This is a genomic window from Bradyrhizobium sp. SSBR45G, from assembly GCF_030159255.1.
Classification (GTDB): Bacteria; Pseudomonadota; Alphaproteobacteria; order Rhizobiales; family Xanthobacteraceae; genus Bradyrhizobium.
In genome coordinates this window covers 1-23,510 of record NZ_BSCT01000055.1, presented here as the reverse complement: position 1 = coordinate 23,510, position 23,510 = coordinate 1, and the positions used below count along the sequence as shown (strand labels likewise).

The 23,510-nt window shown below is 65.7% G+C and carries 18 protein-coding genes; 9 read left to right on the top strand and 9 right to left on the bottom strand.

All coding sequences use genetic code 11. The features are described 5' to 3' along the window. Positions 1-137 precede the first annotated feature (137 nt). Complete coding sequence (locus tag QQL87_RS35210; RefSeq protein ID WP_284423687.1) at positions 138-809, top strand: hypothetical protein; 672 nt, start codon at positions 138-140, stop codon at positions 807-809. A gap of 58 nt (positions 810-867) precedes the next feature. Here QQL87_RS35210 and QQL87_RS35205 read toward each other — a convergent pair whose 3' ends face one another. Then, complete coding sequence (locus QQL87_RS35205) at positions 868-2,823, bottom strand: CocE/NonD family hydrolase (RefSeq protein ID WP_284423688.1); 1,956 nt, start codon at positions 2,821-2,823, stop codon at positions 868-870. A 64-nt stretch (positions 2,824-2,887) separates the two neighbouring features. Further along, positions 2,888-3,334: an Lrp/AsnC family transcriptional regulator gene (locus tag QQL87_RS35200; protein ID WP_284423689.1), complete on the bottom strand. Its 447-nt coding sequence runs from the start codon at positions 3,332-3,334 to the stop codon at positions 2,888-2,890. 115 nt (positions 3,335-3,449) lie between these two features. On the opposite strand from QQL87_RS35200, the gene QQL87_RS35195 reads away from it, so the two are divergent. Together QQL87_RS35195 and QQL87_RS35190 are read left to right on the top strand one after the other, a co-directional pair. After that, the gene (locus tag QQL87_RS35195) at positions 3,450-3,764 is read left to right on the top strand and encodes a cupin (RefSeq protein ID WP_284423690.1); all 315 of its coding nucleotides are present in this window, start codon (positions 3,450-3,452) and stop codon (positions 3,762-3,764) included. Positions 3,765-3,789: 25 nt separating this feature from the next. Beyond that, positions 3,790-4,107: a hypothetical protein gene (locus tag QQL87_RS35190; protein WP_284423691.1), complete on the top strand. Its 318-nt coding sequence runs from the start codon at positions 3,790-3,792 to the stop codon at positions 4,105-4,107. Between the two features lie 148 nt (positions 4,108-4,255). Here QQL87_RS35190 and QQL87_RS35185 read toward each other — a convergent pair whose 3' ends face one another. After that, positions 4,256-4,942, bottom strand: a complete 687-nt coding sequence (locus QQL87_RS35185; RefSeq protein ID WP_284423692.1) for a hypothetical protein — start codon at positions 4,940-4,942, stop codon at positions 4,256-4,258. Between the two features lie 2 nt (positions 4,943-4,944). Beyond that, the gene (locus QQL87_RS35180) at positions 4,945-5,691 is read right to left on the bottom strand and encodes a hypothetical protein (protein ID WP_284423693.1); all 747 of its coding nucleotides are present in this window, start codon (positions 5,689-5,691) and stop codon (positions 4,945-4,947) included. A gap of 963 nt (positions 5,692-6,654) precedes the next feature. Between QQL87_RS35180 and QQL87_RS35175 the strand changes: the two genes are divergently transcribed. Both QQL87_RS35175 and QQL87_RS35170 read left to right on the top strand, forming a co-directional pair. Beyond that, entirely contained in the window at positions 6,655-8,676 is a 2,022-nt protein-coding gene (locus QQL87_RS35175; RefSeq protein WP_284423694.1) for a hypothetical protein, read from the top strand. 185 nt (positions 8,677-8,861) lie between these two features. Beyond that, entirely contained in the window at positions 8,862-10,406 is a 1,545-nt protein-coding gene (locus QQL87_RS35170) for a hypothetical protein (protein WP_284423703.1), read from the top strand. Position 10,407: 1 nt separating this feature from the next. Here the strand turns inward: QQL87_RS35170 and QQL87_RS35165 are convergent, their stop codons facing one another. From QQL87_RS35165 to QQL87_RS35155, 3 genes are all read right to left on the bottom strand, one after another. Beyond that, complete coding sequence (locus tag QQL87_RS35165) at positions 10,408-11,616, bottom strand: CaiB/BaiF CoA transferase family protein (protein ID WP_284423695.1); 1,209 nt, start codon at positions 11,614-11,616, stop codon at positions 10,408-10,410. Positions 11,617-11,877: 261 nt separating this feature from the next. Then, complete coding sequence (locus tag QQL87_RS35160) at positions 11,878-12,078, bottom strand: cold-shock protein (protein ID WP_006609369.1); 201 nt, start codon at positions 12,076-12,078, stop codon at positions 11,878-11,880. A gap of 227 nt (positions 12,079-12,305) precedes the next feature. Then, positions 12,306-14,039 carry an adenylate/guanylate cyclase domain-containing protein gene (locus QQL87_RS35155; protein WP_284423696.1) on the bottom strand — a complete coding sequence of 578 codons (1,734 nt, stop codon included), beginning with the start codon at positions 14,037-14,039 and terminating at the stop codon, positions 12,306-12,308. Between the two features lie 221 nt (positions 14,040-14,260). Between QQL87_RS35155 and QQL87_RS35150 the strand changes: the two genes are divergently transcribed. Next, positions 14,261-15,766 (top strand): glycosyltransferase family 39 protein, encoded by a 1,506-nt coding sequence (locus QQL87_RS35150; protein WP_284423704.1) that lies wholly within the window; start codon positions 14,261-14,263, stop codon positions 15,764-15,766. Between the two features lie 3 nt (positions 15,767-15,769). Here QQL87_RS35150 and QQL87_RS35145 read toward each other — a convergent pair whose 3' ends face one another. Then, entirely contained in the window at positions 15,770-16,822 is a 1,053-nt protein-coding gene (locus tag QQL87_RS35145) for a YcjF family protein (protein WP_284423697.1), read from the bottom strand. Further along, positions 16,819-18,282 (bottom strand): YcjX family GTP-binding protein, encoded by a 1,464-nt coding sequence (locus tag QQL87_RS35140; RefSeq protein ID WP_284423698.1) that lies wholly within the window; start codon positions 18,280-18,282, stop codon positions 16,819-16,821. The genes QQL87_RS35145 and QQL87_RS35140 overlap by 4 nt, the downstream gene beginning before the upstream one ends. A gap of 193 nt (positions 18,283-18,475) precedes the next feature. Between QQL87_RS35140 and trhA the strand changes: the two genes are divergently transcribed. From trhA to QQL87_RS35125, 3 genes are all read left to right on the top strand, one after another. Beyond that, on the top strand, positions 18,476-19,171 hold the full coding sequence (gene trhA / locus QQL87_RS35135; protein ID WP_284423699.1) for a PAQR family membrane homeostasis protein TrhA: 696 nt from the start codon (positions 18,476-18,478) through the stop codon (positions 19,169-19,171). Positions 19,172-19,195: 24 nt separating this feature from the next. Next, complete coding sequence (locus QQL87_RS35130; protein ID WP_284423700.1) at positions 19,196-19,990, top strand: SDR family oxidoreductase; 795 nt, start codon at positions 19,196-19,198, stop codon at positions 19,988-19,990. 1,297 nt (positions 19,991-21,287) lie between these two features. Further along, positions 21,288-22,979: an outer membrane beta-barrel protein gene (locus QQL87_RS35125; protein ID WP_284423701.1), complete on the top strand. Its 1,692-nt coding sequence runs from the start codon at positions 21,288-21,290 to the stop codon at positions 22,977-22,979. Positions 22,980-23,510 lie beyond the last annotated feature (531 nt).

Here is a 23,510-nt window from a genome sequence, read left to right as displayed (position 1 = left end):
TTCGCCAATCCGTCTTAGCTTCCGACTGGTCTGGCTAGCACGATGACGAAGTCCAGGACTTCTGAGACCTATTCGCAATCCCGATTGTTCGGTTACAAGGCGCGGCATCCACGGATGAAGTTAGCGAGGAGAGCTGCATGAGCAACAGAGTCTGGTTCAGTAGCGTGATGGAAGACTACCGCATCGGTTACAAGCAAGGACTCCGAGCTAAATTCCTGGGGGAGGACTGGGAACCGGCGCGGCATGAATCGAGCGAGAGTGAAAAAGTCTTTGCGGCTATGCAAAGGCATACGCAGGGCTACGCGCTAGGGCGCCATGATCTTCCAGAAGCAATCGCTGTATTCGACAAGAAGCGATTTAAGCTTGTAGGAGATCTGTTTATCGCTGGTCGTTTTTTTGCCGCGAGAGAACGCTTGGCGGAGGTGCTGGCGCGATTCGATCTCGGCAGTGGTAGCCTTGTTCCATTCCAGATATGCCAAGATGATCTGAAAACGCCGATCGAAGAAAAATTCTACTATATCAATCTCGGAGCAAGAAAAAGGACGTTCCTTCCGACCGAAAGCAAGAGTGTGGAGTTGCTCGTCTCGAACAAGGAAACGGGAAGCGAGATCTGGAAAATCAATTCCTGGGCCAAAGACGGCGATGTCGCGCTCTCCTCTGCCGCTCTGGATGGCCCAGATTTATGGGTTGAGGAGATCGTTCGTCATAAACTCTTCTTGACTGAGGAATTGGTCTCCTCGTTGCTCTTGGCAAAATTGAAGATTGACCTTCAACTCACAGAGTGCCGTCTCATGGAGCGGGAGCAATGAACGATTGCGATTTCGGTGACAGTGCATAAAATAAAGCAGTGACAAGGCGCCCCTGCCGTCACCGTCCGGGAATGATCGGGAGCAGAACGTGAGACGGACGGGAGGAATCCACGAACACGGTATTGGTGGCGACGCGCGTCGACAGGCCGCGTCCTTCCGGCGCTCCGGTGTTCGGGTTGACGTCGAAATGCGGGAAGTTGCTCGACGAAATGTCCAGACGAATGCGGTGGCCTGTCTTGAACAGGTTGGAGGTCGGCAACGCCGTCACCTTGATGGGATAGGTCCTGCCGGGCTCCATCAGGCTCGGCTCCTCCCAGCTGTCGCGATAGCGGCAGCGCAGGATGCCCGAGGTCAGATTCATCTCGAACCCTTCCGGATAGTCCGAACTCGGCGGGTGAACATCGATCAGCTTGATCGTGAAATCCGTATCCGGGCAGTTGGACGCGATCCACAGGGAGGCCTTGATCGGGCCCGTGACCTCGACATCGCGCTCGAGCGGCGGCGTCTCGAACACCAGCACGTCGGGGCGCGCGGCGAGCGGCAGGAATGGCGGCTTGGCGCCGTAGACCGCCGCCGTCTCGCGCTGATCGAAGGCGCCGCCGCGCATCAGGGGCTCGCCGGATGTAACGGCGCCGCCGATCGTCGGGACGGGATCCCGCGGATCGAAGTCGTAGCTGATCGGATCGGCATCGGCAGCAGGCAGGGCTTCGGCGAGCGCGCCTGATCCGTGGCAGTAGAAGCGCGTCCATTGCGTGCGCGGGATCGGCCAGTCGGTCTCGCTGCGCCAGCGGCCGCCATGATCCAGCCGCCCCTCGGCGTTGCGCCGTCCGCTGCCGCCGCCCATCACGAAGATGCGCACCGGCGGCTGCTCGCTGTCCGCGTTGGCGATGCCGCGCAGGTGCCGGTCGAAATAAGCGAGGCGGTAGGCGAAGTAGTCCTGTCCGGTGGCGTTCTCGAAGGTCGCCTCCGGCCCGAAATCGACATCGCCGGCGAACGTCGTCGATCTGGCCCCATGTGTCCACGGCCCCAGAATGAGCCGCGCCGGCTGCGCCGACTGCTGGCGCGTGCCGGTGAAATTGTCGGTCGCCGTGCGGGAGTAGGGATCGTACCAGCCTGAGAGATGAACGGTGGCGCTGTGCGCCAGCTGGGGATAGAAGCCGGCGGCGTAGATGCCGAGGCGCTTCCAATAGCCGTCGAATGTGCCGTGCTGCCACTGGTCGAAGACGTAGTCCTCGTAGTCGGGGATCAGGCTGATCGGCGTGTGGCCGCGCTTCCAGGGCATCGATGCGAACCAGGCCTTGAGATCGACCGCCTTCAGCGCCGCAAGGCGGACGGGGTCGCGGGCCAGCTCCGGGCTGTCGAGCCCGAGATTGTAGGCCCAGGTCACCTGCTTCAGCTCGAACGCGCCACCCTGCCGTATGCCGCTCTGATAGGCGTTGGAGAAGCCGCCGAAGTCGAGAAACACCGCCTTGAGGCCGGGCGCCCCGGCGCATGCCGCCGCGGCCTGGGTGTGGGCGTCATAGGAGGTCCCGAGCATGCCGATCCGCCCGTCGCTCCAGGGTTGGGCGATGATCCATTGGCACATGTCGTAGCCGTCTTGGCCGTCGTCGAGATATTTGACAAACTGGCCCTCGCTGCCGCCGCGGCCGCGCGTGTCCTGATAGATGAAGACATAGCCGCGCCGCACGTAATAGTCGGCGACCTCCGCCCGCGTGCGCCTGCGCCCATCGGCCGTCATCTCGCGCGCGGCGGTCTTCTCGCGCCCATAGGGCGTGCGGTTCATGATGACGGGCCATCGCCCGTCCAATGTCTTGCCGTCGCTCGCCGGCCAGTAGATGTCGGTGGCCAGATGCACGCCGTCGCGCATCGCCACCATGATGCCCTTGTCCGCAAGCACGTCGGAGGCGGACGCCGCTCTCTCCGCCGCCGCGTGCGCCGGTGCGGCGCCTACCGCGCCGAGCGCCGCCACGCCTTGCACGAAACGCCGCCGCGACAGCCGCTCCGCTTCGATCATCGCTCTCAGCTCCAAATCCGGCATTCGGTGATTGTGGACACCATCATCGCATAGAGCCGCAGCATCATGCCGAGGTCGCCACTCCACCCTTCCTCTCGTACGTCTTGAGGACGATCTGGCTGCGCGACTCCGAGATCAATGGAGAGGCGGCGATCTCGTCATTCAGGGCCGACAGGTCGGCAACACTGGGCAAGGTCACCGTCGCGAGAGCGTCCCACTCGCCAGCCAACGAAGCAACCGACACCACCCCGGGCAGCGAGGACAGCCAGGTCAGGGCGCGATCGCAGGGGCGCTCGGCGATGCGGATGAACAGGACCGCGCGGGCGAGGCCGACCCCTTCACCCATCGTCGCATGATAGCCCTGGATGACGCCGCTCTGCTCCATGGCCAGAATGCGCTCCTGCACCGCCGGTCGTGACAGACCGATCTCGCGGCCGATGGCAGCGGCGCTGAGTCTCGCGTTCTGCTCCAGGAGCGCGATGATGCGCTTGTTGGTTCGGTCGATGTCCATTGCAAAGCAGTGATTGGCGAGAAACAGCGATTCGCAGGCGTCTTCCGTCGAAGCGCAAGCTGCGCCCTGGCAAAGGAATTTCTACCATTTCTCTGGTGAAAGGGAGACATGATTCGTGCAGAAGATCGTGCCACGCGAGTTTTTCGCAACCCGCGCGTGGGACGCGCTGGACATCGAGCGTTTCGCGTCCCCCGCAACCGTCCGGCTGCACTGGACCGACGAGCCTTATCGATGGCACGTCAACGACGGCCCCGAGGTCTTCGTCGTGCTCGACGGCAAGGTGGACATGCATACGCGCTCCGCAGGCGGCACGGTCGTTCACGCTCTTGAGGTCGGTGACATCTTCCACGCCTGCGCGGGCGACGAGCATGTCGCCCATCCCGTCGGCATGGCCAGGGTGCTCGTGATCGAGCACGAGGGAAGCGTCTGACCGGCACGGCTGCAGGATCTGCAAAATGGTCTCCTTTCAAGAGTTCAGCCGCTTCGTCAGACACGTCACCAGATACGGCAAACCGATCTCTCCCGAGACCGACGTCGTGCACGACCTGGGCGTTGCAGGCGCCGATGGAGAAGACTTCGCACGAGCCCTGCTCGAGACATACGGTCTTCGACTGACCCGCGACGAGATCCTGCAGCACTTTGGCGAGGAGCGAGCGATGACGCCGTGGCATCTGCTGATCTGGCTCTGGGATCAAGCCGAGCGCCTGAAGCCGCTCACCGTCAGGGAGCTCTACGACCGGATCATCGAGATGGAGCAGGGTGGATCGGCGTAGCCAACGACTCGGTGACCGTGCACGGATGTCGATGGTGCGCACCGACTCTTATCAAATCTTTCGCCGAAACTGTTCGCCCCGCCGGTCGCAGCTAGAATCTGGCGGAGTTCGCCGTCGCTCTCGAATCGACTTGATCATTCATGATCAATCAGGTTTCCTTCGGCCAATTCCCGGGATCGTCATAGGGCGAGCCTCCGACGTCGGCATGGCGCTCGCGATAATCCTTGGAGTTGCAAAGACAGTTTCGCAAAAGAAAGATCCGGAATCGCCGTGCAGCCGCCTCGCGTTCGTCCGGCGAGCGATAACCTGCATCCTCTGCGGCAAGCGCCTCCAACCGTTCAAGACCGGCCACGGTGCCCTGCAGCCCCAGGGCGTTGTATGCGCCCCGATCTTCCTGATACGTGCCAAATTCGGAGGAAATGCCGATGCCCTTCAATCTGCCGACGGCGGCGTGGAACGTGGGGCTGGCCTCGTAATATGAACGCCCGGTCCGCATGCTCTCGCTCAACTGCGCTCTTTCATCCGCAGCGGCGTCACGTCCGTTGAACATGATGGTATGCACGTCAGGTCGACCGAATTGAAGTGCGACTTCAGTACAGAACCGGTCATTGACTTTGAAGGCCCGCCAATACCGGTAATATTTGAGAAGCCCGCGCCCTCTGGCATCACCAACAGGATTAAACAGCCAGCGCCACCCCTTCTCGACCCCGAAATGCGTTGGCGGGTTGTGACGGGTAAAGCGGTTCAAGCGAGCTATGACGATCTTGCTCAGCAGCGAACCCGGCTCGAGGAGCCGCAAGAACAAGTCATCCGGTTGAGCGCGCGGTGCGACCATGCCTAGTTGACCTCGCGCGTCACCGGGTCGTCAGCCCCCTGGATCAACTCCACCAATCGGGCTGCTCCATCACCGACTGCGGTGAGACGCCACCAAGGGGCCTCGTCGGCCGTATCGGGGAGCCAAACGCCATCAACCCAACGCGCGGCCAAAGCCTTGACGACGCCTATGCGGTTGCCTCTGAGCGCCGCAAGCCTGACATCCTCGGGAATGGAAGCCAGCGCCTTGCGCATCTCCAGATCGACGTCCCGCTCCTCGAGCTCCTGACGCGACAAATTGTTCTCGTCCCAGTAGCTGGTCATCTGCATCGCACGGCCGATCTTGTCCGTCCATATGCAGGCATTGCCCGCCGGCCTGGCGTAGTCCAGCGCCACAAGTGCGTCCATCACGGGCCTGATATCGTCATGCGGGACAAAGGGCAGGCGCTTGAGCGACAGATGACCCTCCTGGTCTGCAACCGAGAGCCACGGTTCAAGGACGTCGTCGATCGGCGGCAATTTGACTTCGCCGTTCCGCGATCGCTCCGTGACGAATTGTACGACCCGGCCACCATCGATCGCCAGCTTGTGGTCGGGAGTCGCCAGCCCCAGCCGGTGGAGGATGAGCAACGCGCCTTCGTAGGCAGACAGGCCGCCCGAACCGTCGAGTTTGGCGCCAACACGGGTGCGCGGCTCGCCAGGCTCACAGCGTTCCGTGGTGGCGCGCACCAGCGAGGCGGCAAGCTCGCCATAAAGTTTGTGAATGGCCATCGTGCGGGCAATAACATGGGCAATGTGGACGAACCGTAAAAGGAATTGAGTCCCTTTCACGCCGTATGGTTGGGCGGCTAGTCCGAGGGGCGGATATTACGGTGACATATTACGGTGACAGTGCACTAAACTAAGCAGGGCGGTCATGCTGCATGCAGCTTGCCTCTCTCGTGCGCCTCCACCCGACGGGCAATTCCTGCATCCCCGTCATGCGCAAACTGCCCGTCGAGCCAGTTTGCCGCACGCTGTCGGCTTGCAATGTCGGGCAAATCACAACGATGATCCCGGCCATCCCGCCTGCAATGAAGAGGGACGTTTCGGCCGATCGTCACGAGGCGTAGCAGCGGGGAGCGGTGGCCGCGTCAAACCTGGGGCTCTGCGCAAGCAGGGCCGGCGAGCAGGTCTGGTGCGGACGGTCAAGTCGTAGGGTCCTGGCATCCCGAAGCCGATGCCACGCTTGCGACAACGCTTGAGGCGTTGCGCAGGTCACGGGACCAGAAAGCCCGGCGCACCGGGGAGACTACGAAGCAGCCGTAAAGCCATCGCGCAGGGAAGGCCGGGTATGTCCGGCTGAGCCTGTGGTTCCTGCCCCGTGCATTTCTTCCGCACGGGGGCCGCGGGTATCAGTCGATGCCCGGTCTTCCCTGCGCCCTCTCATCAGAAGGAGGGTGATCACCGGCAGAATCTCGGGCGCAATCGTGCCGCGAGCCGATTTGGCGCGGCTCGTCGGGGCTGATCAGGACCAGGGCCGGCCTTACTGCCGATCGTCCGCTGCGCAGGGACCAGGCCCGGGAGCGATGAATATTCGAGCACCGCTTGCCACATCTGCTCCACGTTGTCGGCGCAAATCCGCCCCGGATGAATCCCTAAAACTCAGGTAAGCCCAGCAAAAGTAAGATTTTGGCAATCAATCAAACGCTAACTAAGGTTACCAAGGGCTCAACGTCATCCGGAGACTTGAACGTGAGCGAGCAAAAGGCCGAACAGACCAGCCTTGGCATGGCCGATCCGGGCATCGCCAATGCTGAGCCGGCGCTGAAGACCTCTGTGTCCCCCGATGTTGTCGATACCGCCGTACCGGCGCTCGCGCCAGTCGGGCCGGCGATGATCTCGCCCGATCATGAGTCGCCGATGGCGGACCGCCCGGCCGCGGACATCAAGCCTGCGCTCCCCGAAAGTTCCACGGCGAAGCCCGAGGCCAAGCCTGAGCTGGTCGTGGTGGAGGCCGTGCGGGCCGGGACGGAGACCAAGGTCGCGGCGACCAAGCCGGATGCGGCCAAAACCGAAGCGGCCAAAACCGATGCGGCCAAGACTGACGCAGCCAGGACTGACGCCATGAAGGCCGATCCGCTCCCGTCTGAGGACATCAAGGCCGGCGTCCTCAAGACCGTCGCGACATCGACCGAGGCAGCGAAGCCGGAGCTCAGCAAGGCGGAGCCGAAGCGGCTCGACCTGGTCAAGTCCGACAAGGCGAAGCCGGATCCGATCAAGGCCGACAAGATCAAGGCCGATGCCATCAAGACCAGCGGCACCAGGCCGGATCCGGTCAAGGCCGGCCAGAGCGCGTCGAGCCAGGCGGCTGCCAAACCCCCTTCAACCATCCTGGATCTGATCCGGACCGAGCCGGTGAAGTCGGAGCCGGTGAAGATCGCGGCTGCCGCCGGCGACCTGCTCAAGGTCGAGACGCCGAAGCTGTCGACGCTCGCGTCCAACGCACCGAAGATCGGCCCGATGGGGACAACCGCCCCGAAAGCCGAGCTGCCGGGCAAGCCGGAGACGCCGGTCAAGGTGGAGACCGCAAGCAAGCCCGCGGCCGCCGTAAAGCCCGACGGCGCCGCCAAGCCGGAGCCGGCTGTCAAACCCGAGTTGGCCGCCAAACCGGAGATGGCCGCAAAGCCGGAGACGGTTGCCAAGACCGAGGCTCCGACCAGGACCGAGCCCCCGAAGCGGCCGATGGCCGCGGCGGATGCGGTCGCCGAGCCGGCGCGAATGGCGGGGATGGCCGGTGCCGCGGTCGATAAGGCGACCGCCTGGGCCAGGTCCAAGCTGAAGGCCGAACCGTTCAAATTCGATGCGCGCGCCAAGCCGTCGCCTGCCGCAAGCATGGCAGCCGGCGCGGGAGCGGCAACGCCGCCGTCCTCGGGCACGCCCGCGATGCCGCGTGCCGTGCCCGCCGGCCGGCTTGGACTTCCGGCGATTGCCGCGATCGTGCTGCTGGCGATGGTGGTCGGCGGCGTGGCCGGCGGTCTCGCCACCGCCACCTTCGTCGATCGCTCCACGGGCGGCGTGGCCGACACCGGTTCGGGCGGCGCGGCCGATCCGACGCTGAGTGCGGCGGTCGCGCGGATCGACAACGAGATCGCCAACCTCAAGGCCAGCCTCGAGCAGACCAGCCAGACCAGCCTGGTCGAGCTGAACAAGTCGGCCGAGCGTCTCGACCGGCTGGAGAAGGTGCTGGGGGAGCTGACCACCAAGGCAGGCAAGCCCAGCGAATTGCAGCGGTTGAGCGAGGCCGTGGATCGGTTGCGCGCCGCGCAGGCCTCCGCAGCCACGCAGGCGACCGCCCGTGACAGCACGGCGTCCGTGCCGCAGCAGGCCATCGGGGCGATCAATGCGGCGGTCCCGCCGTCAGGCGTGCCGATGCGACAGGAGGCAAGCCGGGCCGAACCGGCCAGGACCGAGCCGACCAGAACCGAGACAGCCAGGACCGAGACGGCCAGGACGGAGCCGGGCCGGGCCGAGGCCGCCCGCGCCGAGGCGGCGCGAGCCGAGGCGACCCGCACCGAGACCAGCAAGCCCAAGGTCGTCGAGGGCTGGGTGCTGCGCGACGTCGGCCGTGGCGGCGCGCTGATCGAGGGCCGCGGCGGCCTCTACGAGGTCTATGCGGGGGATCCGGTGCCCGGCCTCGGCAAGGTCGACGCAATCCGCAAGCAGGACGGCCGCTGGGTGGTGTACACCACCAAGGGTCTTGTCGTCGCGCGCTGACCGGCCATCTCTTCCATAAGCGAATCCGACGAGGCGCCTCACCGCGACGTGAGGCGCCTCGTCGCACAATTGTCCGCCGCTGCCGCCTTTCGGCTATCTTCGGCCCCTAGCAAGCCGGCGCGCGGAGGGAGTGATGGCCCGGCCCGCGAGGTCTGGTTTGGAAGAGGAGGCGCGCCTTGCGTCGGTTGATAGTTGGCCTGGCCATGCTGTGCTCGAGCTCGCTCGCGCAGGCAGACGAGAGCGCGCCGCTCGAGCGCGGCACGGCGATCCTTGAACCGTTTGCGCTGCGCGCGCTCGACAACGGCCCGTTCGGCCTCGGCCGGATGCTGGCGCCCGCGCGGGCCGGCGACGCGCCGCTGACCGACGCTGCGTTGTTCGCGCTGCCGTCGATGCTGCCGGTGCGCAAGGGGCTCAAGGCGGAGTTCGACCGCTACGTCGAGAAGCACAAGGCGTCCCTGCCGAACGAGAGCATCGGCGTCGGCACGTCCTACGCGTTTCAGCTGTTCGACCGCGCGATGCTGGATTCCGGCGATGCCCGTTTCGTGCTGGCGGGCGTCGTCAACCGCATGGACCGTGCCTTCGTCGATCCCGAGCATTGCGGCGAGGTGCGGCTGCTGTACCGTTTGACGCGGACCACGCCGCCGGAGGCCAAAGGCGGCGAGATCTCCTCGCCGCGGCTGCCGATGACGCTGAACATCGTGCTCAAGGCGCGTAGCGACGCGGAGGCGAAGAGCAACACGCCGAGCTGCGCCGAGATCGCCAAGCGCTGGCTGGCGACATCGGAGCTGCAGCTGACGGGTCCGGAGCTCGCGGCGAAGCTGTCGGAGCCGGACGGGCCGCTGGCGCTGATCCGGCCGGAGAACATCCACCGCATCGAGACCAATCTGCAGATCGCGCATGCGCCGAAATCGGCGGTCCGCGATTTCCGCACCGACTACATGATGAAGGTGTTCGACTATCAGGCCGCGAGCGGGACGTTCGAGGAGGCGGTGCTGGAGGACCAGATCGATCGCGACCGGCTGCTGTCGGATGCCGCGCTGGCGCGCGAGTTCAAGGACTGGCTGCTCGATCCCGTCCATCTCGGCGAGCTCGACCGCGGCATGGCCGTGATCCCCGACAAATTCCTGGCGAAGGTTGCGGTGGCGCCGACGCCGACCGGCTTCGTCAATTCCGACATGCTGCCCGCCTACGGGCTGGTGCAGGGCGATGCGAGCGCGCCGGCTCCGCTGTTCACCGAGGCCGATGTGGTCGGGGCGCTGGAGAAGGCGGCCGCGCAGGGGATGACGTTGCAGAACATCCAGTCGGTGGCGGGTTTCGAGCGCCGTCTCAACGATTCCAGCTGCGGCGGCTGCCACCAGACTCGCGGCATCGGCGGCTTCCACTTCCCCGGCGTCGACTGGATGGCGGAGAAGCCGTCCAACACGGTCGTGGTGCCGGGCTCGCCGCACTTCTTCGGCGACCAGGTCCGCCGCCGCGACATCGTCACTGCGTTCGCGGAGGGGCGCACGCCGGATTTCTCGCGCGGCTTCGCCAGCCGCCCGCAGCTGCGCGGCAGCGACGAACTCGCCGGCACGGTCTACAATGACGGCTGGGGCGGGCATTGCTATGCGAGCAGCGCCGCGCCGGCCGACAACGACAAGAGCTTCTCCAAATGGACCTGCGCCGCGAACCTGTCCTGTCAGACGGGCCCGGCGACGCGGTTCGGCATGTGCTTCATCGCGACGCGCTAGCTCAGGCCACCGCGCCCCGCGCGCGCAAGCTCTGGATGGCCTGGTCGTCGAAGCCGGCGCTGCGCAGGATCTCGTCGCTGTGCTCGCCGACCCCGGGCGGCTTGCGCGGGGCGACCTTGCGCTGGCCATCGATGAAGATCGGGCTGTTCACGGTCAGCATGGTGTCGTTCTCGAACGGCACCAGCACCTCGTTCTCGATCATCTGCCGGTCGGTCGGAATGTCGTCGAGAATGCCGACCACGCCAAACACGAGCCCGCTGCCGTCGAGGATCTTGCGCCATTCGGCCAGCGGCCTGGTCGCGAAGACGGCGTCGAACTCATGGATCAGCTCGACCGAGCGGGCGTGGCGGTCCGCCTTGGTGGCAAAGCGCGGATCGTCGATCAGGTCGTCACGGCCGAGACAGCGGGCGAGGATCGGCCATTGCTTCTCCTCGTTGAGCAGCGACAGCATGATCCAGCGGCCGTCCTGGCATTTGTAGTGGTTGGCCACCGCGTTCAGCGCCCGCTCGCGCGGCCGCCGCTCGGTGAAGGTCGCTCCGCACAGCTTGGCCTGGGCCAGCACGGACGCCGCCCAGACCCCGTTCGCCATCAGATTGGAGGCGACGTGGCAGCCCTTTCCGGTGCGCTCGCGCTGGTACAGCGCGGTGACGATGGCGCCGTAGAACGCCATGGCGCAGGGGTGATCGCCCATGCCGGCCACCGATCGCGCCGGTGTCGTGGTCTCGTCGGCGCGGACCAGATCCATCAGCCCCGACCGCGCCCAATAGGCATTGCTGTCGAAGCCCGGCTTGTCCGCTTCCTCGCCCTTCTCCCCATAACCCGTGAACGACGCATAAATCAGCCGCGCGTTTAACGGCGCCAGCGTCTCGTAGGTGAGGCCGAGCTTGGACCTGACGGAGGGCGGGAAGTTGGTGATGAAGACATCGGTCTCGCCAACCAGCCGCTGCAGCACCGCCTGCGCTTCCGGCTTCGACAGATCGAGCGCGATGCTGCGTTTGTTGCGGGCTTCGAGATACCAGGCGTAATTGTGCTCGCTGCGCGGATAGCCGGGCAGGTTCGGCAGGTTGCGGTAGGGATCGCCGGCGCCGGGCGGTTCGATCTTGATGACGTCGGCGCCGAAATCGGAAAGAACGGTTGCGGCGGCGGGTGCGGCGATGAAGCTCGCGCAGTCCAGCACCTTCAGGCCGTGGAAAATGCCCTTGTCGTCCATGAGGCTCAGCTCCCGTTTCCTTCCGTGCGCTGGAATTTCAACGTTGGCACGGTTCGATCGCCATTTGACGCGTCTCTGGCGGGCGAGGCAATGGCGGGGAGGGAGCTTCAACTACAAACAAACGTAAGATGTGATCAGGAGCGGGCGCCGCTCCTGTCTTGGATCGATTCTTGGATCGATGGATCGCGTTGTGCTGGCCTGGTGAGAGGAACGATGCACGCCGTTCAATCCGTGGGGCGGAATGGCGCGGCCGGTCGACTGCTACACCTTCAAGTTCTCGGCCGAGCTTCTGCCGCGGTTGGCGATCTCCTCATACTCGATCGTCTGGCCCTCGTTGAGGGTCGTGAGCCCGGCCTTCTGCACTGCTGAGATGTGGACGAAAATATCCTTGCCCCCGGCCGCCGGCTGGATGAAGCCATAGCCCTTGGTCGGGTTGAACCACTTGACCGTACCTTTAGCCATACGTTGCCTCCGCGGGAGCAATCCAGTTCGAGCCGGCGGTCCCCGCAAACCGTCAGGCCCGGATTTTGAGAATACTGCGGTTGTGACGGGCTTGATAGCGCAAACAGCGGGCGCTTCTGGCCCGAATTGATCGATATCATGGCGGCTTTGCGGCCTTGCCCGTCCGCCGCTCCGCCGTGACCGGTCTTGTTATGACAGCGCATGCCACGAACAGGTTCAAGCAGCGCTCATGCGGCGGCGCCTTCGTCGGTCGGGCTCTGCGACACGAGATCGGCGGCGTCCGCGGCCGTCCTTACGCGCATCGGCTCAGCGCGGCCGCGGATCTCCACCTCCTGCTGAGGCAGCAGGCCCGAGGCGCGCCCGGCCCGCTCGTAGACGTCGTCGGAGATGATGACCTGGCAGCCGAGCGTCTTCGTCATGTCCTGCAGCCGCGATGCCACGTTGACGGCATCGCCGAGCGCGGTGAACACCATGTGGTCGCGATAGCCGACCTCGCCGACGATCACTTCGCCGCCGTGAATGCCGATGCCGAAACGGATCGGATCGTGCAGATCGTGGCTGAGCACCGCATTGAGTTCGGCGATGTTGACCGCGATGTCATGGGCGGCCTGGACCGCCTGCCTGCAAGCGACATGAGGATCGACCCCAAGTCCGAACAGCGCGAGCATGCCGTCGCCGACGAACTGATTAGGCTGACCGCCGTTGCTCAGCACGGCCTGCGAGACGGCGCCCAGGAAGCGGTTGACGATGAACACGACGTCGAACGGCAACCGTTTTTCAGCCAGGCTGGTCGATCCGCGCATGTCGACGAACAGGCTAACGAGATAGCGCTCCTGCCCGATCGCGGCGCGCTGGCTGCCGGGCTCGCCCGGCGTCAGGTTCGGCATGAACAGCTGAAAGAACGAGAGATCGTCCGTGGGGCGCAACTGGCAGGCCAGCCTGATCGAGGGGTCGTTTGCGCCGACCTGGGCCAGCACGAACGCCTCGCGTGGCGACGGGGCCGGCAGCCCGCTTGGATCGCCGATCACCCTGATCCGACAGGTCGAGCAGCGGGCGCGGCCGCCGCAGGTGCTGGCATGTGGCACGTTGTTGCGATGGCTCGCTTCGAGCACCGACAGACCCTTCGGCACCCGGATGATGCGCCCATTGTTGTAGGACAATGTCACCATGCCGCCACGCCGCTCATGCAGCGCACGGAGGCCGCGGGCCGCGAGCACGGCGCCGATTAGGCCGAGATAGCCGATCAGGAAGCCGTTCATGATGGTCTCGAGCGTGGCCTGCTCCGAAGCGGTGCCGGTCTGTTTCGGCGACAGATTTTCGGCGCGCCACTGTGTCGTCGCGCTCGCGCTGATGATGTCACGGCCTCCCCGATAGAAGCCGAGCAGCGCCAGCGCTGGGATCAGGACCGCGCAGGCGAGCAGCCACGGCGCGGCGCGCTGATAGAACGGCTTCAGACGCAGCCAGAAGTGCAGGCCGATGCAGCCATGGCTCCACGACGTCAGCAGCGCGGCCGACATCAGCCAGACGCGCCAGGATGGCCCGGCCCAATAGGAGTACAGAACCTGCGGGTAGAGCTTGTCATGGCCGTAGAGCGTGTGGCCGAGGCGGACACCGGCGATGTGGCTGAAGATCAGCGCCGGGATGCTCAGGCCCAAGATCAGCTGCAGCGGCTCCAGCGTGCTGCGGCTGAATTGCCGGCGCTGGTAGAGCGCCCATACGCCGAGACCGCCATGGGTCAGCGCGGCGGCATAGAACACGATAGCCACCGGCAGGAACTGCCAGAAGGCGAGGTGATACGCGACCCCGATCGCGAGCGCCTGCAGTGAGACGTTGCCGAGCGCATGGTTGAGAAAATGGCTCAGCAAGTAGCTGAACAGAATGAGGCCGCAGATGAGCCGCACCTGGCGCACGCCGATGCCGCGAGAAACGGTCTTCAAACGATGGTAAAGCGAGATGGTCATGCGATCCGTGTGATCTTGAACCGCGATTCTAGAGAGTTATTCCCTGTCAGCCTAGAGCAGCGTGCTGCGGGGGCGGGGCGATCCAAGCGGCCGGGAAAGTTGACAGGTCGGGCGTTGTCGGGGAAAAGCGCCGCGTGACGGTCCATTCCCCCAGCATCGACAGCTCGCAAAACCGGTCCACGCGCGCCACATGGTGCGTCGCTGCTGCGATCATCGCGGCGATGACCCTCATCCGCATCGTCTATGCTGCGACGCTCGATCTGCGCACCGACGAGGCGTATTATTGGACCTGGTCGAAGGAGCTGCAGCTCTGCTTTCTCGATCATCCGCCAATGATCGCCTGGTTTATCCGGCTGGGGACGGCGCTGTTCGGCGACACCAATCTCGGCGTGCGCTTCGCGGGAATCCTCGGCATGGCGGCGACGCAGCTGCTGCTGGCCGACATCGTGCGCCGTGTCACCCACAACACCCAGGCGGTCATCCTCGCGGTGCTGCTGCCCGAAGCCGCGCTGTATTACGGCCTGCTGATGGCAAAGGTTGCGCCCGACGTCGCGGCGATCCCGTTTGCGCTCGCGATGATGTGGGCGCTGGTGCGTCTCGCCGAGAGCGACGACGGCCGCTGGTGGCTTGCTGCCGGCCTGTTCGGCGGACTTGCGCTGCTGTCCAAGTTCACGGTCGTGATGATGCTGCCTGCCGTCGGCGCGTTCCTGCTGGTTCCGGCCTGGCGCGGCCGCTGGCTCCTCAGTCCCTATCCATGGTGTGGTGCGCTGATCGCGCTCGCCGTGTTCTCGCCGGTGCTGATCTGGAACGTGCAGCACGACTGGGCGTCGTTCCGCTTCCAGTTCGTCCGCGCCACCGCACCGCATGATCTCTCGCTGCGGACGTTCGGCGATTACCTCGGCCTGCAGTTCGGGCAGGTCGGCTTCGTCCTGCTGCCGGTCACGCTGTCGGCCCTGACGCTGACCGCCTGGCGCGGCTATCGCACGCGTGAACCGGTTGCGATCTTGCTGTCGACCGCCGTGCTCGTGCCCTTCCTGTACTTCCTCTGGAAGTCGCTCACGCTGCGGATCGGCGATACCTGGCCGATGTTCATGTGGCCGATCGGTTTTGCGGCCGTCGCCATCAACATCGTCAAGCTGCCGCAGGACGGTGCGTCGGCGTGGTTCATCCGCTCGACCGTGCGTTGGGCGCGCATCGCCGTCGTCTCCGGCATCGCGATGGTGGTGCTGATCTTCCTCTACTACATCGCCGCGCCCTGGAATTTCCTGGGGCGGACCGATCCGATCGGCGCCGAGGCGGGCTATCAGCAGGTGGCGGCGCGGGTGGAGCAGGAGCTGGAAAAAACCGGCGCGAGCTGGATCGGGACCTCCGATTATCGCACCTATGCGATGATGCGCTGGTTCTTCAGAGGACGCGTGCCGGTGGTCCAGATCAACGAGCGCGCCCGCTTCATGGGCTTTCGTGATCCGGGCATGAGCCTGATCGCGGGACATGACGGCCTCTATGTCGTGCGCGAGCCGGACAACACCGGCCAGTTGCTCGCTGACACGACGGCACGCCGCGCGCCGCTCGGCCGCGTGGATCGGATCTGGCGCGGCCGGGTCATGGACAGCTACGCGATCGACAGGCTGACGGGCTGGACGCCGGAGCTGTCGCCGCCGCCAGCCTCGCCCTTCTACCAATGGCGCTGGCTCGCCGGTGATCTCGACTCCACGCCGCGCGCCTGAGCGTCATTCCCCGTCCTCCTGCTTGCGCAGCAGATCCTTGGCGAGATCGGCGAGCGCCGGGCGCGGCAGTGCGGCGAACGGCATCGGCCGCGTCACGTCGATGGCTGCGAGGCCGAGCCGCGCGGTGAGCAGGCCGTTGAGCACGCCTTCGCCGAGCCGCTGCGACAGCTTGGCGGCGATGCCGTGCCCCAGCACCTGCTGGATCAGGCTGTCGCTCGCCGCCATGCCGCCGGTGATGGCGAGATGGGCGATGACGTGGCGCAGCAGGCTGATCATGCCGAGCGCGCCGGGCCGGCCGCCATAGAGCATCGCCAGCTGACGGATCATCCGCAGGCTGGCGACGAACACGAACAGCACGTCGATCAGCGCGCGCGGGCTCACCGCTGTCACCACGGAAACCCGCTGGGCCGCGACCGACACCAGCCGCCGGGCTTCGATATCGAGCGGCATCATCAGCTCGCGCTCGGCGAGCTTGATCATGTCGGCGCCGTCGATGATGTCGTCGGCGTGACCCGCGACCTCCGCGCGCGGCCGCGCCAGCCGCGGATTGGCGTGGGCGATCCGCAGCAGCTCGGCCACCACTTCGCGGCTCTCGCGGCGGTCGTCGGACAGCAGCACGGCGGCGGCGCGCTGATGCAGCTTCTCGATCGTGGCGAGCCGCACCAGCCCATAGGTTTCGCGGCCGATCACGGCGGCCAAAGCGATCGCTGCCGCTGCGGCAAAACCGGTGCCGACATAGCCGAGCGCCTCGCTGCGCGCGAACAGATCCTCGATCAGCCTGGTGACGCCAAGGCCGAGGCCGAGCAGGACGAGGCCGCCGACGGAGCCCCAAAACACCGCACCCCAGCGAAAGCCGCGCCGGACCGGCAGCACGGCCTCGATCGGCACCGGCAATTGCGCCGGGTCGGCTTCCGGCGTGATCTGGATGCTGCCGCGGCCTGGCCGGCCGGCATCCTCCGCATCGACCACCACGACATCGGGATCGTCGAGCCGGAACGTCTGGGGACGGCGGGGCTTGGAACGTTCCTTGGCCCGTTCCTTTGCGCTTTCGCTCATTGCAGCCGGTCTCCGATCAGGAACTGAAGGGCGCGGTCGAGACGAATATGGGGCAGGGCCGGCTCACCGCCAGCGTCCGGCTCCAGCAGCGGCGGGCGGAAGCGGAGGAAGCGGAAATCGGCGCCGTCGGCGCCCGCGCTCGACAGGCCGCGATAGGCGCCGCCCTTGAACAGCTCCTCGGCATCGGCCGGCAGCTCGCCCGGAAACGTCGCCACCTCGGTGTGGCCGTCGAAGATCTCGCCATTGGCGCTCTCGCCGGCGGCGGGGGTGCCGAGCAGCGACGGCAGCTTGTCGCGGCCGCGAGCCACCAGCGCCTCGCGGGTCGCCCTGACCGCCGCCAGCGCGACGACGTCGATCTCGGCGCCGGTGCTCTCGGCGCGGGCGACGGCGCGATTGACGGCGCGGCGGAGCACCGCCTCCAGCCGGTCATGGCTGGTGTGATGCAGATGGTCGGCCTTGGTGGCGGCGAACAGGATGCGGTCGATGCGCGGCCGAAACAGGCTCGACAGCACCGTGCTGCGCCCGACCCGGAAGCAATCGAGAATGCCGGTCAGCGCGGCTTCGAGATCATGCAGCGCCTCCGGTCCGGCGTTGAACGCGGCGAGCGCGTCGACCAGCACGATCTGGCGGTCGAGCCGGGCGAAATGGTCGCGGAAAAACGGCCTGACCACGATGTCCTTGTAGGACTCGTAGCGGCGGACCATCATTGCCCACAGCGAGCCGTCCGGCGCCTGACCTCCCTCCGGCACATCGAGTGGCGCAAAGGTCAGTGCCGGCGATCCGGCAAGATTGCCGGGCATCAGGAAACGCCCGGGCGGCAGCAGGCTCATGGCGAAGCGGTCGTCACGGCAGGCGCGCAGATATTCCGTGAACAGGCGGGCCGCCTCGAGCGTGGCCGGCTCGTCCTCGCGGCCCTCTGGCGAGAGTGTCGCCAGCTGGGCATGCCACGCGGCCGCCAGATGCTCTCGCGGAGCACTGCGCGACAACGCCAGGCTTTCCCGCGCCCATTCCTCGTAGCTCTTGTTGAGCAGCGGCAGGTCCAGCAGCCATTCGCCGGGGTAGTCGACGATGTCGAGCGTCAAGGTGCGCTCGGCGCCGTTGCCGCGCTGGAATTCGATCACCAGCCGGAGCTCGCTGATGTCGACCGTCGAGCTCGGCCAGCGCCGTTCCGCCACCAGCGCCTGCACATGGCTCTCATAGGCGAAGCGCGGCACGCCGTCGTCCGGTTGCGGCGCCAGATAGGCGCGGGCGATGCGGCCGGAGGCGAGGGCCTCGAACACCGGCAGGCGTCCGCCGCGCACCAGGCCATGGATCAGCGCAGTGATGAACACGGTCTTCCCGGCCCGCGACAGCCCGGTGACGCCGAGCCGAATTGCGGGATTGAAGAAGCTCTCGCCATAATCGAGCAGGGCGCGGGCCGAGAGCCGCGCTTCCTCGACGAGTTCGGAAAATGACACCATGGGAGGGAGGAGGATTCGCCTGTTGAAAAGGGCGTGAGCGATTGTTGAAAGGTGGCGATGCAAAACGCGGGATTCAAGCTCACATTTGCCCCGCGTTCCGGGTAAGAATCATCGCTTGAACGGAACGTTGACCACTGGAAACCATAATCATCCCGGCAACATTGTCCCCGGCAAACCAGCGCCAGGTTCTTCCATGACCGTATTCCAACTGAAGCAGCTCGCCTCCACCTCCGTCCATGCCGCCACCGGCGCCATGCGCTGGAACTACGACAAGGTCGAGATGATCGCCGACGGCGTCGTCCACATCGTCGGCATCGCCGCCGGCCTGGTCGCTGCGACCGTCCTGGTGGTGCTGACCGCGATCTATGCCAGCCCTGTCGATATCATCGTGGTGTCGGTCTACGTCGCCGGCCTGCTGTCGATGCTGATCCTGTCGGCAACCTATAATCTGTGGCCGGTATCGCCGACCAAATGGGTGCTGCGGCGGTTCGATCATTCGGCGATCTATGTGCTGATCGCCGCCACCTATACGCCGTTCATCGCCGCGCTGAAGGATTCGCTGTTCTCGGCCGCCCTGCTGATCGGGGTCTGGGGCGTCGCTATTTTCGGCATCGTGCTGAAGCTGCGCTGGCCGGGCCGGTTCGATGCGCTGTCGATCGGCCTTTATCTGGCGCTCGGCTGGAGCGGCATCATGATGTATGACCGGGTCATCGCGGTCATGCCGACCTCGGTTCTCGCCTGCGTGCTCACCGGCGGCATTCTGTACAGCCTCGGCGTGATCTTCCACTCGTGGCGACGCTTGCGCTTCCAGAACGCGATCTGGCATGGTTTCGTGTTGCTGGGCGCCGGCTTCCATTATACCGCGGTGCTCGACCTGGTCTTGACCTAGACAATTCCACGCGGAGGGCTTTGCATGCAGGTGACCGGCAAGATTGTGGTGGTCACCGGCGGAGCCCGCGGCATCGGCAAGGCGCTGTGCGAGGCGTTTGCCCTCGACGGCGCGGCCAAGGTGATCGTCGCCGATCTCGATGAGGCCGGGGCCAGGGCCGTGGCGGATGTCATCGGCGGCGCGGCGTTCAGATGCGACGTGTCCCGGGAAGCTGACATCGCGCATGTCATCGCGGAGACCGAGCGGCAGTTCGGGCCGATCGCGCTGTTCTGCTCCAACGCCGGCATCGGCGGCGGCTTCGATCCGCTGTCGGTGAATGTCGGCGGCACCTCCGACGAACCATGGGCACGCAGCTGGGCCATCCATGTGATGGCGCATGTCTATGCGGCGCGGCATCTGATCCCGCGCTACAAGGCGCGCGGCGGCGGCTATTTCCTCAATACGATCTCGGCGGCCGGCCTGCTGTCGCAGGTCGGCAGCGCGCCTTATTCGACCACCAAGCATGCCGCGGTGGGGTTCGCCGAAAATCTCGCGATCTCGCACAAGGCCGACAACATCAAGGTCTCGATCCTGTGCCCGCAGGGCGTCGACACCGACATGCTGCGCGCGATTCCGAAGGGCCCGCAATCCGGCGACGGCGACCTGACGCCGGAGCAGGTCGCGCAGGACGTGCTCAAGGGCCTTGCCGAGGAGAGCTTCCTGATCCTGCCGCATCCGCAGGTGCTGGGCTACATGCGCAAGAAGACCGAGAACTACGACCGCTGGCTCGGCGGCATGGCCAAGATCCAGGCGAAGATGCGTGAGGACTTCGGCAAGTAGCTGCGCGGTCATTGTCGTCGATCATCCGGCAGCAGAACCTTTTGCAAACACATTGGCACTGGGCTGTCTCCGTCCTTCGTCATTGCGAGCGAAGCGAAGCAATCCAGGGCTGCGCGCGCCACTCTGGATTGCTTCGCTTCACTCGCAATGACGGTGTGGCGGGTCCTGCGTCTCTATCCAGACGGATCATGACATGACCTCGCGGTCTCGCGGCACGGGAAGCCCGAGTTATCCGATCAGCATCGCCCTTCTGTTCGTACGAAGGGCGCAGGGAATGCCGGGTGATGGCCTCACCCATGGCCCGCCTGCGGAAAAAAATGCAGGCGGCAGGTACCACAGGTGCAGCCGGATCGACCCGGCATTCCCTGCGCGGTGGTTTTCACGCTTATATCGCGCTCTCCCCGGTGTCCGGCTTGTTAGCCACCGTCGCCCGTACGACGCGTCAGCATCGTCACGGACTTGGCGCCAGCCTCGGGGCGCCAGGACCACGCAACTTCACGTCCGCAACAGCATCGTTCGTCCGCGCCTCCGAAGACGCGCTGCGAGCTCTCGCGGCCACCGCATCCCCGCCTCGCGTGTCGTGACGATCGCGCGCAACGCCCCTTCGTGTGAGGCGGGATGCGCGGAAACATCGACCTGATTTGCCCGACGGTGCAAGGCCGCACGCTGCGGCATTTCAACACGACGGGCAGTGTCCTCATGGCTCGCATGCGCGATCTGCCCGTCGGGCGCATCGTCAGTCCGGCGGTTGCATGTCTGCCGCGTGCCGGGCTTGCAGGGGGCGGACGTCCAGCAGCAGTCCCTCGCGCAGGGAGGCGGCGACGGTCGCCCCCTGGAGCTGACGATCGAGCCGATCCTCGTATTGCAGCAGATGAAGCTGCGACGTTCCGACGCAAGGCGGCATAGTGTCCGCCGCCGCAGCACTCCGCCCGACCTTTGTCGGGACGGCAACATGGCGGCGCCGCCTTTCAGTCACGAACCATGCGGCCGGGCGCATTCGACCGCCGTGCCGACTAATTAGTTCTTTGTGCGAACTGCCCCCGCATCCCGCGCGAAGGCTCATGGCAGATTGTCGCGAACGCTTCTCACTCTCGCATGAAATCTCCCCAGCTCGGCAAAACTTCCGCCGACCTTTGCCAGTCATTTGCGGACAAGGGGAGTTGGTCGCGCGCACCTGCTGCGTGATGTCGGCGACGCCCCGACGTGATCGCAATCATCTCTGCACAGCCCCGGCGTCCCGTTGCAAGCTCATTCACCTCATAAGACCGGCGCGTTCGCCGTGCGGACGAAGCGGCTCATGGTGACGCGATCCCAGAGAGGGGTCACGCTTGCGCTGGTCGAGGTGCTGCTCCTGACCGTCATGGTGGTCGATGCCGCTTCCGCGCAGCAGACCATCAAGACCAAGCCGACGGACGTGGTTCCCGGGCGTGCCGACCGGCTGTTCTTCCGTCACATCACGGCGCGCAGCATCTACTACAACGTTCCCCGGATCACCAATGACAGCCGGACGCTGATGATGCGCCAGGATCCGCGCGGCGTGAGCGCGCTGTTGCGTCCCGTGCGCGAAGCCGGGGCGCCGGCGCTCGCAGCGCCGGGCAGGGGCGCTACGCCGGCTGGCGGCTTCCTGTTCGCGGCGTTCCAGCCGGCGCGCGCCGCACTGGCGCCCACCGCAGCGGTCCGCGCGGCAGCGCCTGCGCCGCAAGCCACGCCCAGACAGATCGCAGCGCCGGCGGCCCCTGCGGCTGCGGCGGCGCCACCTGTCCAGCCCGAGACCGCAGCTGCCGCTTCCCAGCCGGCGGCCGTGCTGCGCAATCGCGACGTGCTGCCCGAGCGCAACCTCGACACCGTGAAGCCGCCGGCGGTGACTGCCGAGGCCAAGCCCTATGATCCGACGGGCATCACGGTCGGGTCGTTCCTCGTGAAGCCCGCGGTCGAGATCCAGGCCGGCTACGACAGCAATCCCACGCGGCGCACCGGCGGAGCCGGAACTCCCGTCGTGATCGCGGCCACCGAAGTCTCGGTGCGCTCGCAATGGGAGCGGCATCAGCTGAACGCCGATTTCCGCGGCGCCTACACCGAGGACACCAACGTCCGCTCGCTCAGCCATCCGACATTCGAGGCGCGCGCGCAGGGCCGTTACGACGTCATCGAGGGCACCGCTTTGACCGGCGAGGCTCGTTTCGTCAACGATGCCCTGGCGCTTCCGGGGGCGGTCAAGCTGCCGCGCGCGACGACCTTCGGCGGCAGCGCCGGCGTGCTGCAGAAGATCGGCCCGACCGAGATCGCGTTCAAGGGATCGGCCGACCGCGTCGTCTTCAACGATGCAATGATCACGGCCAACGTGCCGCTGCGGACGCAGGACCGCAACTACACGCAGCCGGGCGCGCAGGTCCGCGTCACCTATGTGCTGACGCCGAACATCTCGCCTTTCATCGATATGAGCTTCGACCGCCGCAACCACGACCTGCAGGTCGACTTCAACGGCCAGCGCCGCGACTCCAGCGGCATTGCCGGGCGCGCCGGCGCCGTGATCAACATGGGATCGCTGACCGGCGAAGCCTCGGTCGGCTATCTCACGCGGCGCATGGACTCGCCTCTCATGCCGAACGTCAGCGGCGTGATCGCGGATGCGACGCTCGCCTGGGCCGCGACCGATGCCACGACCTTCGTGCTGGTGGCGCGCTCACAGGCCTCGGAAACTCCCGCGCTTAACGTGTCCGGCATCCTGTCACGCGACGTGATCCTGCAGATGGACCATCAGTTCGAGCCCTGGCTGATCGGAACATTGCGCGCCGGCTACGGACTGGATCAGTTCGTCGGCATCGGCCGCACCGATCAGCGCACCTTCGTCGCGGCCGGCAGCACCTACAAGATCAACCGCAACATCCAGCTGAAGAGCGAAGTGCGCACCGAATGGACCCGCTCCAACATCGCGATGAACAACTTCATGGCGGTGGTCGGGTTGGTGGGTGTGCGCGTGCAGTATTGAGTGAGTTCGGCAGACGCGCCAGACTCAGCTCGCTGCACACAATAAGAACACCCGTTCCGCTGCCCCTTGCCCCGCCCCTCTCAGCGCGAGCGAAGCTCGTGGCGGCCCCATGGAGAACGGGGAGAGTGAGCGCGCCGTCTTCGTGGCCAAGGTTGTTGTTGCTATTGGAGAGTGCAAGCTCAGTCGGCTTGATGAGGCAATCTTTGTCGACGCGGGCGCTGCAACCTCTCTCTGCCGTTTGCGGTAGGGCTATCGCATATGACGATCGCAGTTTTGCGCTCGTCTCTCTCCACGTCGTCATGGCCGGGCTTGTCCCGGCCATCCACGTCGCTCGGCACGCTGGGAACGACGTGGATGCCCGGGACGGAGCCCGGGCATGACGGAGTAACAAATCGGCAGGATCGTTCGTAGGGACCGCTGCGCGTGTTCATATGCGATAGCCCTGCCCTTTGCGGCACGGCTATCGCATATGACGATCGAAGTGTTGCGCTCGTCTGTCTCCACGTCGTCATGGCCGGGCTTGTCCCGGCC

Bases quoted from the DNA above. Each gene is read 5' to 3' on its own strand.
- QQL87_RS35205 (WP_284423688.1), bottom strand. From the start codon at position 2,823: ATGATCGAAGCGGAGCGGCTGTCGCGGCGGCGTTTCGTGCAAGGCGTG.
- QQL87_RS35165 (WP_284423695.1), bottom strand. From the start codon at position 11,616: ATGGACGACAAGGGCATTTTCCACGGCCTGAAGGTGCTGGACTGCGCG.
- QQL87_RS35140 (WP_284423698.1), bottom strand. From the start codon at position 18,282: ATGGTGTCATTTTCCGAACTCGTCGAGGAAGCGCGGCTCTCGGCCCGC.
- QQL87_RS35130 (WP_284423700.1), top strand. From the start codon at position 19,196: ATGCAGGTGACCGGCAAGATTGTGGTGGTCACCGGCGGAGCCCGCGGC.
- QQL87_RS35145 (WP_284423697.1), bottom strand. From the start codon at position 16,822: ATGAGCGAAAGCGCAAAGGAACGGGCCAAGGAACGTTCCAAGCCCCGC.
- QQL87_RS35125 (WP_284423701.1), top strand. From the start codon at position 21,288: ATGGTGACGCGATCCCAGAGAGGGGTCACGCTTGCGCTGGTCGAGGTG.
- QQL87_RS35185 (WP_284423692.1), bottom strand. From the start codon at position 4,942: ATGGTCGCACCGCGCGCTCAACCGGATGACTTGTTCTTGCGGCTCCTC.
- QQL87_RS35190 (WP_284423691.1), top strand. From the start codon at position 3,790: ATGGTCTCCTTTCAAGAGTTCAGCCGCTTCGTCAGACACGTCACCAGA.
- QQL87_RS35160 (WP_006609369.1), bottom strand. From the start codon at position 12,078: ATGGCTAAAGGTACGGTCAAGTGGTTCAACCCGACCAAGGGCTATGGC.
- QQL87_RS35180 (WP_284423693.1), bottom strand. From the start codon at position 5,691: ATGGCCATTCACAAACTTTATGGCGAGCTTGCCGCCTCGCTGGTGCGC.
- QQL87_RS35150 (WP_284423704.1), top strand. From the start codon at position 14,261: ATGACCCTCATCCGCATCGTCTATGCTGCGACGCTCGATCTGCGCACC.
- QQL87_RS35200 (WP_284423689.1), bottom strand. From the start codon at position 3,334: ATGGACATCGACCGAACCAACAAGCGCATCATCGCGCTCCTGGAGCAG.
- trhA (WP_284423699.1), top strand. From the start codon at position 18,476: ATGACCGTATTCCAACTGAAGCAGCTCGCCTCCACCTCCGTCCATGCC.
- QQL87_RS35155 (WP_284423696.1), bottom strand. From the start codon at position 14,039: ATGACCATCTCGCTTTACCATCGTTTGAAGACCGTTTCTCGCGGCATC.
- QQL87_RS35210 (WP_284423687.1), top strand. From the start codon at position 138: ATGAGCAACAGAGTCTGGTTCAGTAGCGTGATGGAAGACTACCGCATC.